This window comes from Thermohalobacter berrensis, assembly GCF_003609645.1.
GTDB classification, from domain to species: domain Bacteria; phylum Bacillota; class Clostridia; order Tissierellales; family Thermohalobacteraceae; genus Thermohalobacter; species Thermohalobacter berrensis.
Genome location: NZ_MCIB01000017.1, coordinates 1 through 16,282 on the forward strand (window position 1 = coordinate 1; position 16,282 = coordinate 16,282).

General features: G+C 28.4%; 18 protein-coding genes. 4 read left to right on the forward strand and 14 right to left on the reverse strand.

Features of this window, described 5'->3' with window-relative positions; genetic code table 11:
* From BET03_RS08330 to BET03_RS08360, 7 genes are all read right to left on the reverse strand, one after another.
* The coding region (locus BET03_RS08330) for a sensor histidine kinase (protein ID WP_147417149.1) at positions 1 to 1,358 on the reverse strand (1,358 nt) is incomplete at its 3' end.
* Entirely contained in the window at positions 1,358 to 2,044 is a 687-nt protein-coding gene (locus BET03_RS08335) for a response regulator transcription factor (protein WP_120169321.1), read from the reverse strand. The genes BET03_RS08330 and BET03_RS08335, both read right to left, overlap by 1 nt.
* Before the next feature lie 198 nt (positions 2,045 to 2,242).
* On the reverse strand, positions 2,243 to 2,719 hold the full coding sequence (locus tag BET03_RS08340) for an NUDIX domain-containing protein (RefSeq protein ID WP_120169264.1): 477 nt from the start codon (positions 2,717 to 2,719) through the stop codon (positions 2,243 to 2,245).
* A gap of 113 nt (positions 2,720 to 2,832) precedes the next feature.
* Positions 2,833 to 3,750, reverse strand: coding sequence for a glutaminase A (glsA, locus tag BET03_RS08345; protein WP_120169266.1), 918 nt, complete (start codon positions 3,748 to 3,750; stop codon positions 2,833 to 2,835).
* 49 nt (positions 3,751 to 3,799) lie between these two features.
* Entirely contained in the window at positions 3,800 to 5,476 is a 1,677-nt protein-coding gene (locus BET03_RS08350; protein ID WP_183108795.1) for a nucleoside kinase, read from the reverse strand.
* Positions 5,477 to 5,648: 172 nt separating this feature from the next.
* Positions 5,649 to 6,077 (reverse strand): CBS domain-containing protein, encoded by a 429-nt coding sequence (locus tag BET03_RS08355; RefSeq protein WP_183108796.1) that lies wholly within the window; start codon positions 6,075 to 6,077, stop codon positions 5,649 to 5,651.
* Positions 6,078 to 6,164: 87 nt separating this feature from the next.
* Positions 6,165 to 7,130, reverse strand: a complete 966-nt coding sequence (locus BET03_RS08360; RefSeq protein ID WP_120169268.1) for an RluA family pseudouridine synthase — start codon at positions 7,128 to 7,130, stop codon at positions 6,165 to 6,167.
* A 161-nt stretch (positions 7,131 to 7,291) separates the two neighbouring features.
* Between BET03_RS08360 and BET03_RS08365 the strand changes: the two genes are divergently transcribed.
* The gene (locus BET03_RS08365; protein ID WP_120169270.1) at positions 7,292 to 7,840 is read left to right on the forward strand and encodes an MltG/YceG/YrrL family protein; all 549 of its coding nucleotides are present in this window, start codon (positions 7,292 to 7,294) and stop codon (positions 7,838 to 7,840) included.
* A 34-nt stretch (positions 7,841 to 7,874) separates the two neighbouring features.
* Here the strand turns inward: BET03_RS08365 and BET03_RS08370 are convergent, their stop codons facing one another.
* Genes BET03_RS08370 through BET03_RS08380 form a run of 3 tightly spaced genes read right to left on the reverse strand, consistent with a single transcriptional unit; the run spans position 7,875 to position 9,633 of the window.
* Complete coding sequence (locus BET03_RS08370; RefSeq protein WP_243096896.1) at positions 7,875 to 8,429, reverse strand: DUF6648 family protein; 555 nt, start codon at positions 8,427 to 8,429, stop codon at positions 7,875 to 7,877.
* A 54-nt stretch (positions 8,430 to 8,483) separates the two neighbouring features.
* Positions 8,484 to 8,999, reverse strand: a complete 516-nt coding sequence (gene pssA / locus BET03_RS08375) for a CDP-diacylglycerol--serine O-phosphatidyltransferase (RefSeq protein ID WP_120169272.1) — start codon at positions 8,997 to 8,999, stop codon at positions 8,484 to 8,486.
* A complete protein-coding gene (locus BET03_RS08380) occupies positions 8,983 to 9,633 on the reverse strand; it encodes a phosphatidylserine decarboxylase family protein (protein WP_120169274.1) in 651 nt (216 codons plus the stop codon). Before BET03_RS08380 ends, pssA begins: the two co-directional genes overlap by 17 nt.
* Before the next feature lie 175 nt (positions 9,634 to 9,808).
* On the opposite strand from BET03_RS08380, the gene BET03_RS08385 reads away from it, so the two are divergent.
* Complete coding sequence (locus BET03_RS08385; RefSeq protein WP_183108797.1) at positions 9,809 to 10,015, forward strand: cation transporter; 207 nt, start codon at positions 9,809 to 9,811, stop codon at positions 10,013 to 10,015.
* Between the two features lie 36 nt (positions 10,016 to 10,051).
* Here the strand turns inward: BET03_RS08385 and BET03_RS08390 are convergent, their stop codons facing one another.
* Complete coding sequence (locus BET03_RS08390; RefSeq protein WP_120169278.1) at positions 10,052 to 10,774, reverse strand: pseudouridine synthase; 723 nt, start codon at positions 10,772 to 10,774, stop codon at positions 10,052 to 10,054.
* Positions 10,775 to 10,802: 28 nt separating this feature from the next.
* The gene (locus tag BET03_RS08395; protein ID WP_120169280.1) at positions 10,803 to 12,152 is read right to left on the reverse strand and encodes an RsmF rRNA methyltransferase first C-terminal domain-containing protein; all 1,350 of its coding nucleotides are present in this window, start codon (positions 12,150 to 12,152) and stop codon (positions 10,803 to 10,805) included.
* Between the two features lie 167 nt (positions 12,153 to 12,319).
* On the opposite strand from BET03_RS08395, the gene BET03_RS08400 reads away from it, so the two are divergent.
* Positions 12,320 to 12,496, forward strand: a complete 177-nt coding sequence (locus tag BET03_RS08400; protein ID WP_120169282.1) for a DUF1540 domain-containing protein — start codon at positions 12,320 to 12,322, stop codon at positions 12,494 to 12,496.
* Between the two features lie 47 nt (positions 12,497 to 12,543).
* On the opposite strand, the gene mnmL is transcribed toward BET03_RS08400, so the two are convergent.
* A complete protein-coding gene (gene mnmL, locus BET03_RS08405; protein WP_120169284.1) occupies positions 12,544 to 13,497 on the reverse strand; it encodes a tRNA modification radical SAM protein MnmL/YtqA in 954 nt (317 codons plus the stop codon).
* 191 nt (positions 13,498 to 13,688) lie between these two features.
* Here mnmL and namA point away from each other — a divergent pair, with 191 nt between their 5' ends.
* Entirely contained in the window at positions 13,689 to 14,714 is a 1,026-nt protein-coding gene (namA, locus tag BET03_RS08410; RefSeq protein WP_120169286.1) for an NADPH dehydrogenase NamA, read from the forward strand.
* Between the two features lie 30 nt (positions 14,715 to 14,744).
* On the opposite strand, the gene BET03_RS08415 is transcribed toward namA, so the two are convergent.
* Positions 14,745 to 16,172, reverse strand: a complete 1,428-nt coding sequence (locus tag BET03_RS08415) for a carbon starvation CstA family protein (RefSeq protein WP_120169288.1) — start codon at positions 16,170 to 16,172, stop codon at positions 14,745 to 14,747.
* Positions 16,173 to 16,282 lie beyond the last annotated feature (110 nt).

The following is a 16,282-nucleotide window of genomic DNA, read 5'->3' on the forward strand; positions in this document are numbered from 1 at the left end:
ATAATAAATTTAGTAAACTCTCCTAATTCACTTTCTACATTTATTTCCCAGCCATGTAGATTTAATATCCTTTTTACAACAAACAAACCTATACCACTACCTCCCTTATCCCTTGCCCTAGATTTATCTGCTCTATAGAAATTGTCAAATATATATGGGAGATCCTTTTTCGATATACCCTGACCATTATCTTGAATAATTAAATATTTATTATCCCTTTTATCTTCATATACTATCTTAATATATCCATTATTTTTTCCATATTTAATACTATTATCTATTAAATTTATCATAACTTCTTTAAACATATCCTTATCTGCATATATCTTTACATCTCTTTTGACATCTGTAATAAACTCAATATTTTTCTCTTTTAATGAGTTTTTATATAGCTTCATTACATTGTTAATTTCACTATATAATTTTATCCATTCTTTATTTAATTGTATTTCTTCTAACCTAGTAACATTTAATAATGACTTTACAAGTCCAGTTAATCTATCTATTTCACTATTTACATCTATTAAATATTCTCTAAATGTCTCTAAATCCTCTTCACCATCTATAAGTGATTCTATAAGTGCTTTTATAGAAGCTAAAGGTGTTTTTAATTCATGGGATACATCACTTATAAATCTCCTTCGGTTAACATCAATTTTATAAAGTTCTTCACTCATCTTATTAAAGGTTGTTGCAAGCTTACCAATCTCATCTTTTCTCTTTATATTTACCTTTGTATTAAGATTGCCCTTTAATATTTTTTCTGATGCTGAGGTCAATTGTTTTATAGGATCGGCTATTTTATCTCCAATTATAAAAGATACAATAATAGCCAAAAGCCCTGAAAAAAGTGAAATTAAAATAACCCTTCTTTTTAGGCTACCAACATCTATATATACATCGTCAGCATATGTTGATATTAACACAACTCCCATTATTTTTTCATTTGATAGAATAGGAGTTGTAACCATCATTATTTTTTTATCTTCTACTGTATAATATCCTATAGATTCACTTTTATTTTGTAGTGTCATATCAATTTCTTTATTTTGTATCTTAGTTCCAATATAGCCATCATAATTATCTGCTATCACTTTTCCGTTACTATTTAATATTAATACCCGTCCCTCTATATTTTGGGCGTACTCTTTAACTAACCTGTTAAGATTTGTTCTATTTGTTATATTCTCCTTTGCAATATTTGAAATAATATTTCCATAGGTTGAATACTCAATTTCCTGCTTTTGAAATTGAGTATTACTATATGTATATATTAAGAAAAAATCTAAAACTGCTAAAGTTACTATTATGATTAAACCAAAAACAACTGCCATTTTAATACTTATATTTTTAATCATTATACCCTTTCCTTTCTAAAGAAATATCCAACCCCCCATTTAGTCTTTATATACTTTGGATTACTAGGGTCATCTTCAATTTTTTCCCTTAACTTTCTTATGTGTACATCAACAGTTCTAGTATCATAACCTAATTCATCCCAAACTAACTCATATAATTCTTCCCTTTTAAAAACCCTTCCCCTATTTGTAATTAAAATTTTTAATAAATCAAATTCTTTTGCGGTCAAAATAATTTCTTTATTGCCTTTATATAAGGTTCTTTCTAATGTATTAAATTTCAAACCATTTATTTCAATTATTTCATCTGGCTCTTTGGTCTTATTAAATCTTCTATATACAGCTCTTATTCGGGCTATAAGTTCTCTAGTATGAAAGGGTTTAGTTATGTAATCATCTGCTCCCATTTCCAACCCTAATATTTTATCTACATAGTCATCTTTAGCAGTTAGCATAATTATTGGAATATCTAGTTTTTGTCTGATTTTTTTACAGAGGGTTATACCGTCAATCTCTGGAAGCATTAAATCTAAAATAATAAAATCAATCTTTTCTTTATTTATTACTTCTAAAGCTTTTTTTCCATCATATGCTACATAAACGTTAAAATTCTCCCTTTCTAAGCTGCTTTTCAACCCTTTTACTAAAAGCCTCTCATCATCAACTACGAGTATATTCAATTTAATCACCTACCAAATTTATTTCTTTACTTAATATTTTAAACCATAATAAAAAAGTCTTCTATTTAAAAAATAAAGATTTTCATGATTGACTTTTTTAAAAATACATAATAGAGATTATATTTTATCTAAAACTTTTATTTATTATAATTTCCTATGTATTATAAAAAATTAATTAAGTTTTAAAAAAGAAAAGGCTATAACCTAAGTTATAGCCCTATCCAATTTAAACCTTCTTATATAATTTAACACTATTTCATATACATCATCATTATAGGATATATTCTCTGGCAATTCATCAAATAGCTTTACTAGATCGGTTTCACTCCACCTAGGTTTTGTTTCAAATTCATTTACTTGTCCTATAAAAATAGCTATTTTAAATTCATGTTGTTCATTTTTAACTAAATAGTATCCTAATGGTTTTATATTTGTCAATATAGCACCAGTTTCTTCATAGGTTTCCCTTAAAGCACATTCAACTATTGTTTCCCCTTCTTCCTTTTTTCCTGCTGGAAACTCCCACCCCTTCCTCTTTAGATGATATGTCATAACTATATTTCCCTTATAATAAGGGATTACTAAAGAACCATTGGCATCATCTATGTTTTCTACTGCCTCCTCTGTAAAATCTATTAATATATTTCCGTTTACCCCTTTCACATTATATTTTTTTTTCAAAAGAATCACCTACTATAGACAAATATTTTTAATGAAGAGGTTGTATTTTTTACTAATTATTTTTACATTAGTTTATGTATATTCAAGTTAAAAAGTTACTCTCATTATTTTTATTAAAAAATACTTAGATTTAATTCATTTGATAAGTCTCTCAAAACTCCATACCCTCCAATTGAGTTGCCTTTTTTATCTAAAGCTGGACCATATACACCAATTCCCATTTTATGAGGTACTACTCCTAATATTCCGCCACCAACACCACTTTTTGCAGGAATACCTACTTTTATTGCAAATTCCCCTGATGCATTATACATTCCACAAGTAACCATAAAAGTCTTTACTACCCTGGCTATATGTTCAGTTGTAATTTTCTCCTTTGTATCAGGTACAACTCCTTTATTTGCTAGAAAAAGTCCAATCTTTGCAATATCAATACAATCTACTTTAATAGAGCATTGTCTAAAATAAACGTCCAGTATCTCCTCTACATTACCTTCAATAATACCTACATCCCTCATGAAATAGGCCATAGCTCTATTTCTATCACCAGTTTTCTTTTCTGACAAATAAATCTCACTATCAATTTCTAACTCTTTATTTCCAGTTATTTTTCGGAAAAGATTTAAAAGCCTTTCAAACTTCTCATCTGCATTTTCACCTTTTATCATTGAGGTTACAGCAATTGCACCTGCATTTATCATTGGATTTAAGGGTTTTGAAGGGCGTATTGTCTCTAATTTTACTATTGAATTAAAAGGGTCCCCAGTTGGTTCCATACCAACCCTCTCAAAAACCTTTTCCTCACCATTATCCATAAGGGCAAGCATAAGGGAAATTGTCTTTGAAATACTCTGTAGAGTAAATTTTTTATCATAGTCACCTGCTTTATATATGTTACCATCTAAATCTGTAACACATATACCTAAGTTTTGAGGATTAGCTTTAGCTAAAGCAGGTATGTAAGATGCAACTTCCCCTTTTTGTGTAAGTTCTCTATTTTTTATAATTAATTTTTGTAGTAGTTCTTCCATTAAATTCTCCCCCTTTATAATGTAACATTAATTCTAGAACCAGTTTTTCTTATTCTTCTCTAAATAGACTTCCTCCTATAAACTCTCTGATTATAGAATTACGAGGTATATATTCCTCACAATCTAAATCTTTGAAATAACCTAAAAATTTAAGAATTCTTTTACTTTCTGAATAATATTGACTACTTCTATCAATATTTCTTAAAAGGGGTTCAGCATATTTTTTTAATACTGCTAACTCATATACTAATGCTGAATTAAACATTACATCAGCCTTTTCTTGGAAAGGGAATATATTATTTTCTTCTCCCCTTCTTACAGATTCCCAAAGTGATAATGTCTTAAGTGCATCATGACCTCTATATTTACTATCTCTAACTATTCTTCGTATTAATCTTGTATCAGTTGTTGGTATTCTATTATGGGAATCTATATTTAATTGTGTCAATGCACTTACATATATTTTAAACTTATTATTTTGTGGAATTTCACGAGTCAGTTTATCATTTAGCCCATGTATACCTTCAATAATTATTGGCTGATTTTTATCTAGTTTTATTACATTTCCAGTATATTCCCTCTTACCTTTTAAAAAATTATATTTAGGAAGTTCAACTTCCACTCCTTCCATTAATTTGATTAAATCCTCATTTAGTTTATCTATATCCACAGCATATAATGATTCAAAGTCATAATTTCCTTCTTCATCCAAAGGAGTCTCATCTCTATTCACAAAATAATCATCTATAGAGATAGGAATAGGACGTTTACCGTTCACTTTAAGTTGGGTAGCTAGTCTTTGGGCAAAGGTTGTCTTACCTGATGAAGAAGGTCCAGCTATTAGAATGACCCTTATATTGTCATCTTCACATATCTTGTCTGCAATATAAGCTATTTTTTTCTCATGGAGTGCTTCTGAAACCATAATAATATCTTTTATTGTTTTCTTTTCAATTTTTTCATTAAGTGAAGCAACATATCCTACATCTAAAATTTCTCCCCATTTTTCTGATTCTCTAAATATCTTTGCTAGTTTATTTTGTTCTTCAAATTTTGGTATCTTAAAATTACTTTCTTTTCTTGGAAATTGTAGTATAATTCCTGGATGATAATATTTTAAGTCAAATTCTTTTATATATCCAGTAGAAGGGGCTAAATATCCATAAAATGTATCATAATAGTCCTCTAATTTATAAACATGTATATTAGGTTCATTTTTATACTTTAGTAATTTTAATTTATCCTCCATATCCTGTTTCTTGAAAATTTTCCTTGCTTCTTCTTTACTTATTGATTCTCTGTATATTTTAATATCCCTTTCTATTATTTCTTTCATTTTATTTTTTATTTTTTTTACATCTCTTAACCCTATTTTCTTATTGTTATGTATTTCAGTATATAATCCCTTACTTAATGAATGCTCTATTGTAACTGTACAGTTATCAAAAAGTTCTTTACAGGCTTTTATATAAATTAAACAGAGAGTTCTAACGTAAATTCTTAAACCATCTCTATCTGTAATATCTAAAAACTCAATATCTCCTTTATCTTTAATCTCATGCTCTAAATGTTTTATTTCATTATTAAACCTTGCTGCAACATATTGTGAAGAATCTATTTCTTTGTTTATTTTGTTTAAAATATTAATTAACTTTGTTCCTTTATTTACTTTTAATTCTCCAAATTCAGTTATGTTAACTTTTATTTCCTCATTTTTCTTTCCCATCCTATCTCCTCCCCTATAGTATTAATTATACTATACTGTATTTTTATGTTTATATAAAGTAAATTTGCTAAAAAATCTTAATTTTAAATTTATTATCTATTGTCTTTTATTGAAACAAAATTAAATAAAAACAAAATTATAGTCCCTGGAAATCAGGGACTATAGTAAATTACTATCTCATTGATTTAACAGGTTGTGATATATTAGATAAGGCACTCCCAGCTTCATTTACATAAATATCTCTAACAGCTAAATCTCCTATTGATAGCATTCCTATAACTTTACCATTTTCAACTACTGGAAGTCTTCTCACCTGATTTTCAGCCATAATTTTAGCTGCTTGATGAACGTCTGTATCAGGAGTAACTGATACAATTTTTGTTGACATTACATTTCTCACCGCAGTATTTCCATCTTGTCCTTGAGCTACATTTCTTAAAACAATATCTCTATCAGTTACAATTCCTACAGGTCTATTATTACTATCACACACTGGTATTGAACCTACATCTAAATTTTTCATTTGGTTAGCTACTTCTTGAATAGAAGAATTTTCTCTAGCTGTTGATACACTTGAGGTCATTACATCTCTTACTTTCAAATTATTTCACCCTCCTTGTAGTTTCTCACAATTAGGATATGCAATTTTGTAATTTTTAATCATAATCTAATTAAATTTTAAATTTTGCTAGAAAAGATCATCTTCTATCACTTTCAACTTCTTATTTGCTTCTGCAGTAAAAACTTTCTGATTTAAATAATCAAGTGGAGGGTTTAAATCATTAAAAACTATTTTATACGCATGTAAATATTGATTTTTAAGTCCATATTTGTCATAAAACATTTTATTTATATCCTTATCTCCATATTTGTTATCACCTATAATAGGATGTCCTAAAAAATTAAGGTGTGCTCTAATTTGGTGACTTCTTCCTGTTATTAAATCTACTTCTAGCAAACTAAAATCAGAGTTTCTTTTTAATACTTTAATAAAGGTATGTATTTTTTTACCATTTTTTGTTTTTTCTTTAGTAACATAAACTTTATTACTATCCTTATCCTTAACTAAATATCCTTTTAAATCCATATCTTTTTTAATTTCTCCTCTTACAATACACTTATAATATTTTTTTAATTTCCCTTTTCTAATCATTTCATTTATCATCTGAAGTGTAGCAAAGTTCTTAGCACCTATAACAATTCCACTTGTATTTCTATCTAATCTATTACATATTGATGGTGTAAAGGTAGTTTCTTTAAAAAAATCATATTCGCCTTTTTTATGTAAATAACTTATAAGTTGTTGAACTAATGTATTTTCTCTTTCCTTTCCGTTTGAATGGGATAAAACTCCTTTTTCTTTATTTATAAGAACTATGTTTTTATCTTCATATATTATATCTAAGTTTATAGGTACATCTATTACCCTAGTATCTCTTCTAAATTTATCAATAGTTTCATCTGCCAAGTAAAGCTGGAATTTATCACCTTCTCTTAAAATTTTATTAGGTTTTGTCCTTTTACCATTAAGCTTAATTCTCTTTTTTCTAATCATTTTATATATAAAGCTTGAAGGCGCCTCAGGCATATACTTTTTTAGGAATCTATCTACCCTCTGATTTTTTTCATTTTTACCTATATAAATTTCCCTCATTAATACCAACCTTTCATTATAGTTTAGTTTAAAGTTACTAATATACTTTAATAATATTTTACCATTAATTCTTTTTTATAGTATTATCAATGGTCTATTGAAACTTGTATCTCCAATATGATATTATTTTATTAAGACTAAATGTAGAGGGTGGAAATTATATGGAAAAATTTAAGGACTTTCTATACGATGTTATTGATTATGTATTAGTTATAGTTATTATCGTTTTAGTCGCTGGAATCATAACTTGGAGGTTAGATATCTTATTTGCAGAAGATCTGGACAAACTCTCTGCAGATTTATCATCAGAAACTCAATCTACTGAAACAAATGAAAGTCTAGTATTAAATAATGATAATGACTCAAAAGATGAAAATGAAAAATCAGAAAATGAAGACACAAATAATGATGAATCTGAAGATATTGTAGAATCTGATAAAGAAGAAAATACATCTAGTGAACCGATTGACGAACCTAATGATAATCCTCCTAAAAAAGTCCAAACTATTATAGTAGAAATTCCCCAAGGGTCATTAGGGCCAGCTATAGCTGATATATTAATACAAAAGGGCTTAATAAATAATAAAGCAGAATTTCTAAAAGTTGCAAGGGAATTAAATTTAGATAGGAAACTAAAAGCAGGTACTTATAAAATTAAAGATAATAGTTCTTTAGAGACAATTATAAAAATTATAGCAGGAGTAAAATAGGAGCCATAATATGGCTCCTATTATTATTAATACATTAATATTTTTCATTTATATATTCATCAATTAAAGATTCTTTAACTCCCTCTGTAAATACCCCTTCTTCTCTTAAAATTCTAAGTAACCACTTACTCTTTGAATGTAGTATTGCATTATCATAGTCTTTTAGAACAATCTCATACAATTTATTTCTCAAATATTTAGACCTCACTTTAATAAAGTAAGCATCTATATTCTCAAAATTTAAATGCTTTAATAATTTTAATGTGCTTTTATCTTTTTGTCTATAAAAATAACTTGATTTACTTAAATAAGTATTATAGTACTTTGCATGTTTATTCCTTTTTTTTACATCACTAGCCATCATTGAATAGTATTTTGCCATCATGTTGTAATATTGATAATTATACATACCTTTTTCGTAACTATCAATTTTGGTAAATGGCTCTATCCTAAGTCTTTGTATATAATCAAAATTTAATTGTAGAAACTCCCTCTTTGTAATATCTCCATTCATATACTGTATTATCAATGCATCTCTTTGATTAAAAAACTTATCAAAAATAGTTTTTTCCTTCTTAAAATACAACACAACTAACACCCTATCTATCTCTAATTAATTATAATAAAAAATATACCGTCTAATTTATCTTTTTTTAAGTTTAATTTTGGTACTAATCATTCCATATGATAGTAGTAACATCAATATAGAGGTGAAGTACAAATTAAGATTATATTTAACAGTATATATTGACATTACTGCTAATACTCCTCCACATAATGTGATAGGTATTCCCATATAAATACCATCAAATTCAGTAACATTATATCTTGCCAGTCTGTATGCCCCTGATATAGCAAAAACTATAGTAATTATTATTCCTATAATTCCAAAGTTAACTAATTGGATATTCCATATTAAAATAGATGGAGCTACACCAAATGATATTAAATCACAAAGAGAATCTAATTCTTTTCCTATATTGGTTGTTGCATTAAATTTTCTCGCTAACTTACCATCAAACCTATCAAAAAGTGCTGCCATTAGGATAAGAACTGATGATATATAGTAATCATTATCAAAAATATACAAAATAGACAATATACCAAAACAAAGATTCAATATAGTAAAAAAATTAGGGATTTTAGCTTTTAAACCCATCCTTGATCACCCCAATTATAGTAATTCCGCCCTTTACTTTGTCACCTGCTTTTACATTTATGTTAACCTTATCCTTTGGCATAATAATTTCAGTACAAGAACCAAATTTTATTAAGCCATAAATCTGTCCTTGATCAATTTTATCTCCTATCTTAACCTTGCATACTATTCTTCTAGCTATAAAACCTGTAATCTGATTTACAATAATCTTAAAACTTCCATTTTGTATCCCAACAGAATTTCTCTCATTTATTTCAGATGCATGACTTTTAAAAGCAGGTAAAAATTTTCCTGGTCTATATTTAGTATATTTAATTTCCCCACATATAGGTGACCTATTTAAATGGACATTAAAAATAGACAAAAATATACTGATTTTTATTGCTTCACATTTTAAAAATTCATCCTCATATATTTCTGAAATATTAATAACTTTACCATCTGCCGGTGATAATATATGTTTATCATTCTTGGTAATCTTCCTTGGCGGATTTCTAAAAAAGAAAACTACAAATGCCAAAAGTATAAAAGGGAAAATTGAAAGATATATATTAAAATATGCAGCTACTGTAGTTATAATTGCTAATACTATAATATAAACTAATCCATCTGGTGCTATAATAAAGTTTTTCATTTCTTTCCCCCTTTTTATTATTTATTCTGACTAAATACTATTTATTACATTTATCTATTATACTTTTATATTATATACTACAATTTACTGAAGGACAATTAATTTCACTAAAAATTGTTTGTTAAAAGTAATATTGCTCACCTTTATGTCAATACTAATTTATGGAGGTGAGAACGTGAGAGCAAAAAAATTTAGAGTATCAAATCTTACAAATGAAACTGATATTACTACAATAGAAAGCTCCCTTTCACAACTTAAAGGTGTAAATGCTGTAAGGGTAGACGTAGTTGCTGACACAGTAACTGTGGATTTTAATGAAAATGAAATTGATGAAAAGCAGATTCAATCACAATTAAATTCTTTAGTTAATGGCTTAAGCTAAAATTGGCGTCCATTAATGGACGCCAATTTATTTATATTAACTTTTCTTTAAAAGATTAATTTCATTTTCTGTTAATTCCCTATATTCCCCAGGCAATAACCTATTATCAAGGCTAAGGTTACCCATTGAAATTCTTTTAAGATATATTACTTTCTTTCCTAAGGCTTTAAACATTCTCTTTACTTGATGATATTTTCCTTCTTTTATAGTCAATTTTACCTTTGATATTTCATTTGATTCTAATATTTCTAATTCAGCAGGCATAGTTTTATAACCATCATCTAGAATAATCCCTTTCTTAAATTTTTCAATATCATTATCTTGTACTATACCTTCTACTTCAGCATAGTAGGTCTTTTTAACATGTTTTTTAGGCGATAAAAGGTTATGGGCAAGTTTTCCATCGTTTGATAAAATAAGTAATCCTTCTGTATCTTTATCAAGTCTTCCTACAGGAAAAGGTTCAAAAATTTTATATTTATCATCTAAAATACTAATAACTGTTCTATTTATTGGGTCGTCAGTTGAGGATACAACACCATTTGGCTTATTCATCATAATATAAACATATTTTCTATACTCTACTAGATAGCCATTTACTTCTATTTTTGAATTATAGGGGTTAACTTTCAATGAATTTTGCTTTACAACTTTACCATCAACCTTAACATTTCCCTTCTTAATAAGTTTTTTTACATCCTTTCTGCTTCCATATCCCATATTACTTAGTATTTTATCTAACCTTAATCTTTCTTGCATAAAAACCACCTTATTTTTATTTTTTAGATTATTTCATCCTCCACTCAGCTCTATAATAGTTTTTTAGGAAGCTATCTGTCTGTTTCCCCCATCCAACAGGAAAGCCATCTATACATACTAATTTCCAACCCTTACTTTTTTTAACCATTAATGTTTCTCCTCTTAAATATTTAATAGCCTCAATGCTTTCACTACTTAAATCTATTGTTTCTTTTACTTGTTCTTTTTTTAATGCCATTGCAAGTGCTTGACTTGGCCTAAATCTATTCTTTTTAAACTCACCTAAATATAATCCTAATTTGGCTGTTCTTATGCCTGAAACATCAGGTATACCCTCTGGGACCATAAATAGTTTACTTCCTAATAAATGTAAATTTTCTTTTAATTCAATTTTTAAATGTTCATCTACAAATTCTATATAGCTTTGAAAATTACCTATATTAAACTTAAATTTTTCTTGTAATTCTTCTTCACCATCTTTTTTTCTTAAAAGTGCAATAAAATGACCTTCCCCTTCCGATTTGTGAGGCCAAATTCTTGCAGTATTTTCTATTTCTTTTCTGGCAGATATCCATTCAGGTCTTCCTCTATCTAGACCCTCCAATTTAATTTCTTCTACTTCAAACTCAGGAAATTTATTTAAAAACCATTCTATGGTTCCTTCATTCTCTTCTGGTGAAAAAGTACATGTTGAATATACTAATTTGCCCCCTGGTTTTAACATTTTAGGTACCCATTCTAGAATTTCTTTTTGCATTTTAGAGCACTTTTTAACTGAAAAACTACTCCAACTTTTATGAGCCTTAGAATCTTTTCTAAACATACCTTCTCCAGAACATGGTGCATCAACTAATATTTTATCAAAATAAGTTGAAAACTTACCTGCTAATCTTTCTGGCAATTCATTAGTAATTACGCTGTTTTTGATTCCAAATAATTCTATGTTTTTAACTAAAGCCTTAACCCTTTTAGGACTTATATCATTAGCAACTAGGACTCCTTTTCCATTAAGTTTTGCAGCAATTTGTGTTGCCTTTCCTCCTGGTGCAGCACTTATATCTAATACCTTATCACCAGGTTTTGGATTTAGAACTTCTACTGGTGCCATAGCACTTGGCTCTTGAATATAGTATAATCCACAATGATAATATGGATGTTTACCTGGTCTTGAGTCACTATCAATGAAAAAACCTTCTTTAACCCAAGGTACTTCTTTAATTTTAAAAGGTGTTATTTTCTTATAATCATCTACACTTATTTTAAGTGTATTTACTCTTATTCCCCTATGAAAATCATTGTTAAAACTAGATATAAAATCTGCATATTCTTCATTTAATAATTTTTCCATTCTTTCCTTAAAATCCTTAGGTAAATTCATTTTATCACCTACTTTTATTATTCTATATAATTTTATATTTTAGTTTAATTTTTTTCAATTGTTTTTAAAAAATTAAACTAAATCTTAAACGTATATTTTTTTATTTATTTCAAACAATAAAATTAGGCTATAAATATGCTAACAACAACTTAAAGGAGGATTTATTAATGCGCATTGAAAAGTCAAATAATAGTATTAACAGAGTAAAATGCTGTGTAAATAGTTGTTATTATTATGGTGAAGGTGACCATTGTTTAGCTTCTAAAATTGAAATTCAACCACCTAATGCTCAAAATACACAGGAAACTGATTGTGCTACTTTTGCACCTAAAACTCAAGGATAATCTTTCTAAGGCGACCTAGATTTGGTCGCCTATTAATTTATAAATAATTAATTAAACTTTATTAGAGCTTTTCCATTTAGATAATTACACCTTTTACCTTGATAGCTATTGTTTTGTTTCATTGTTTTAATTATTTCATCTTTTATTTTCCACCAGCTAGTATCCCAGTTAACAAATAAAGTATCTTCCTTTGGTGCCCTACCAATAAGCCTTTGTACTACTATATCAGGGTGTAGATATTCAAGAAAAGTTATTACCCTTTTTATATATTCATCTTTACTGCCTAATTTAATCCTACCTTCTTTATACATTTTACCAATTATTGTATCCTCTACTATATAAAGAGAATGAAGTTTAACCTGTTCTATACCTAAAGCTGAAATTATCTTTGCATTTTCAATAACATCATCCATATCATCCCATGGTAAATTAAGTATTAAATGTACACAAATATTAAATCCATATTTTTTTATTCTTTGAACACTATCTATAAATTCTGCAAGTGAATGTCCCCTATTTATTTTCTTTAATGTATGGTAATTTACTGTCTGTAACCCCAATTCTACTGTAATATTCTTATCATATTCCTTCTTTACTGAATCTAAAAATTTTAAGTATTTTTCTGAAATACAATCAGGTCTAGTACTAATATCTATCTCAACTATATCATCCATAATAGCTTCCTTTATATATCCTTTAAATCTCTCTAAAGGTAAATAGGTATTTGTAAAGTTTTGAAAATATGCTATAAACTTCATTGCCTTATATCTTTTACTTATATAATCCTTATTTTTAATTAACTGTTCCCTTACTGATAAAACATTTGAAAGATTTTCAAAGCCAGCTCCCTTTTCTCCGCAGAATATACAGCCTCCATATCCAACACATCCATCTCTATTTGGACATGTTACAGGAAGGTTTATAGGAAGTTTATAGACCTTTTCTCCATACTTTTCTTTTAAATACTTAGAATACACTCTATATAATTTATTTTCTTCCATTATTTCACCTCTTTTTAACTACTATATATTAATTTATCAGTTTTATATAAAATTATCAAAAAATATTAAATTTACTTTATTAATTATAATTTTTTAATTTTAACTTTATTAAATGTATGTTTTTAACAATATTTCAAGGGTAATAATACCTTAAGAATAGTTTACAATAATAGTTAAGGAGGTCTTTAATAATGGCTAAGTTGTTTGAACCTTTCCGAATAAAATCATTATTACTTCCAAATAGAATAGTAATGCCTCCCATGTGTCAATATAGTTCAAATCAAGATGGGTTTGTAAATGCTTGGCATCTTACCCATTATGCTACAAGGGCTATAGGTAAGGTAGGTTTAATAATTGTAGAGGCTACTGCAGTTGAACCTAAAGGTCGTATTACTTCAAAGGACTTAGGAATATGGAGTGATAAACATATCGAGGGTTTAAAGAAAATTGTGGATATTTGTAAAAGCTATGGTGCTAAAGTAGGAATACAACTTGCCCATGCAGGTAGGAAAAGTCAAGTTACTGATGAAACTCCAGTGGCACCTAGCCCTATACCATTTAGTACTGATTACAAAACACCAAATGAACTTAGTGTAGATGAAATAAATGATATAGTAGAAAAATTCAAAAATGGGGCAAAACGAGCATTAAAGGCAGGTTTTGATATTATCGAAATCCATAGTGCACATGGTTATTTACTAAATGAATTTTTATCTCCACTTACTAATAAAAGAAATGATAATTATGGAGGTTCCCTTGAAAATAGAGTAAGATTATTAAATCAAGTTCTTAAGGAAGTAAAAAAAGTATGGCCAGATGATAAACCTATATCTGTAAGGATTTCTGCTGAAGAATATGATAAAAAGGGCAATCACCCTGAAGATCTAGTTAATATATTAAATTTACTAAAAGATAAGCCTGATATTTATCATGTTAGTTCAGGTGGGGTAATAAACACAAAAATTAATGTCTATCCAGGTTACCAAATAAAACATTCTGAAATAATAAAAAGAGGTACAAATAAACCTACTATAGCAGGTGGATTAATAACCCAATCTTATATGGCAGAAGAAATATTACAAAATAAAAGGGCTGATTTAGTTTTTGTAGGAAGAGAGCTTCTTAGAAATCCCTATTGGCCACTTCAAGCTGCCCATGAGCTCAATCATGAAATTGAATGGCCTAAACAATATGAACGTGCAAAATTAGATAAATGAAAACAGGTCCACAATGGACCTGTTTTTATCTTATGCTTGTACTTTATCTTTTAATTCTTTAGTATTAAACTTAGCTAAGAAAGTTACTAAAGCAATTAGTGCTACAATTATACCTACTGGATATGAAACTGATGTTGAAAGCTTGAATCCTTCTGGTGCTTGTAAAATATAAGTTACACTAACAGCTGTCATAAAAGTGGCAGGTATTGTTGATATCCAATGGAATTTATTATTTAATATTAGATATGCAGCACCAGCCCATAGAACAATCATTGCTAATGTTTGATTTGACCATGCAAAATATCTCCATATTATACTAAAGTCTATTCTTGTTAGTCCAAATCCTATTGCAAATAAAGGTATTGCAAGGATTAATCTATTTTTAATTTCTCCTTGTTTAACTCCAAATGCATCTGCTATAACTAATCTTGCACTTCTAAATGCAGTATCTCCTGATGTTATTGGACATGCAATTACTCCTAACATAGCAAGTAAACCACCTATTGGTCCAAGTAATGTGCTTGATATTGCATTAACTACTGCCCCTGGTCCACCATTATTTACTGCCTCTTGTAGACCTAAAATTCCACCATCAAAGAATGTCATAGCAGCTGCTGCCCAAATCAAAGCAATTATTCCCTCTGAAATCATTGAACCATAAAATACTCTTCTACCATACTTTTCATTTGTAACACATCTTGCCATCATTGGTGACTGAGTTGCATGGAAACCACTTATAGCACCACATGCAATTGTAACAAATAGCATAGGCCAAATAGGTAATTCCTTTGGATGAAGGTTAGATAATGTAATCTCTGGTATATTGTAACCTTTTATAACTAACATACTACCTATACCTACTGCCATTATAAGCAAAGCTGCACCGAATAGTGGATATACCTTTCCGATTACTTTGTCTACTGGAAGTATAGTAGCTAAGAAATAATATATTAATATTACAGCTAACCAAATATTGATGCTATCAAGACCACCTAGCTTAAGATTAGCTAAAAGTGCAGCCGGTCCAGTCATAAATACTGTACCAACTAGAATTAAAAGAATTACAGAAAATACCCTCATTATTTTTCTAGCATTTTCTCCTAAATAGATTCCTACTATCTCAGCAATACTTTTACCTTCATGTCTAATAGAAAGCATTCCTGAAAAATAATCATGAACTGCTCCTGCAAAAATACTACCTAAAACTATCCAAATAAAAGCTGCTGGTCCAAATAATGCTCCCATAATTGCACCAAAAATTGGACCTAACCCAGCAATGTTTAGAAACTGAATTAAGAAAATTCTTGGCCAACTTAACTGAACAAAATCAACTCCATCATTCATTGCTACTGCTGGTGTAGGTCTATTTTCATCTACACCGAAAACCTTTTCCACAAAGACACCATAAGTAAAATATCCTATAATTAAAAGAGCAATAGAACTTAAAAATGAAATCATTTTCATACCCCCTACTTCATATTGGTCTAATAAGATTATAGCTAGAAAATAAAAAAAAGTAGGGAGCTTAAGATAAAATACAATTATTCGACACCGAATTGCAATATACA

Bases quoted from the DNA above. Each gene is read 5' to 3' on its own strand.
- BET03_RS08365 (WP_120169270.1), top strand. From the start codon at position 7,292: ATGGAAAAATTTAAGGACTTTCTATACGATGTTATTGATTATGTATTA.
- BET03_RS08350 (WP_183108795.1), bottom strand. From the start codon at position 5,476: ATGGGAAAGAAAAATGAGGAAATAAAAGTTAACATAACTGAATTTGGA.
- mnmL (WP_120169284.1), bottom strand. From the start codon at position 13,497: ATGGAAGAAAATAAATTATATAGAGTGTATTCTAAGTATTTAAAAGAA.
- BET03_RS08390 (WP_120169278.1), bottom strand. From the start codon at position 10,774: ATGCAAGAAAGATTAAGGTTAGATAAAATACTAAGTAATATGGGATAT.
- BET03_RS08395 (WP_120169280.1), bottom strand. From the start codon at position 12,152: ATGAATTTACCTAAGGATTTTAAGGAAAGAATGGAAAAATTATTAAAT.
- namA (WP_120169286.1), top strand. From the start codon at position 13,689: ATGGCTAAGTTGTTTGAACCTTTCCGAATAAAATCATTATTACTTCCA.
- pssA (WP_120169272.1), bottom strand. From the start codon at position 8,999: ATGGGTTTAAAAGCTAAAATCCCTAATTTTTTTACTATATTGAATCTT.
- BET03_RS08415 (WP_120169288.1), bottom strand. From the start codon at position 16,172: ATGATTTCATTTTTAAGTTCTATTGCTCTTTTAATTATAGGATATTTT.
- BET03_RS08400 (WP_120169282.1), top strand. From the start codon at position 12,320: ATGCGCATTGAAAAGTCAAATAATAGTATTAACAGAGTAAAATGCTGT.
- glsA (WP_120169266.1), bottom strand. From the start codon at position 3,750: ATGGAAGAACTACTACAAAAATTAATTATAAAAAATAGAGAACTTACA.
- BET03_RS08360 (WP_120169268.1), bottom strand. From the start codon at position 7,130: ATGAGGGAAATTTATATAGGTAAAAATGAAAAAAATCAGAGGGTAGAT.
- BET03_RS08380 (WP_120169274.1), bottom strand. From the start codon at position 9,633: ATGAAAAACTTTATTATAGCACCAGATGGATTAGTTTATATTATAGTA.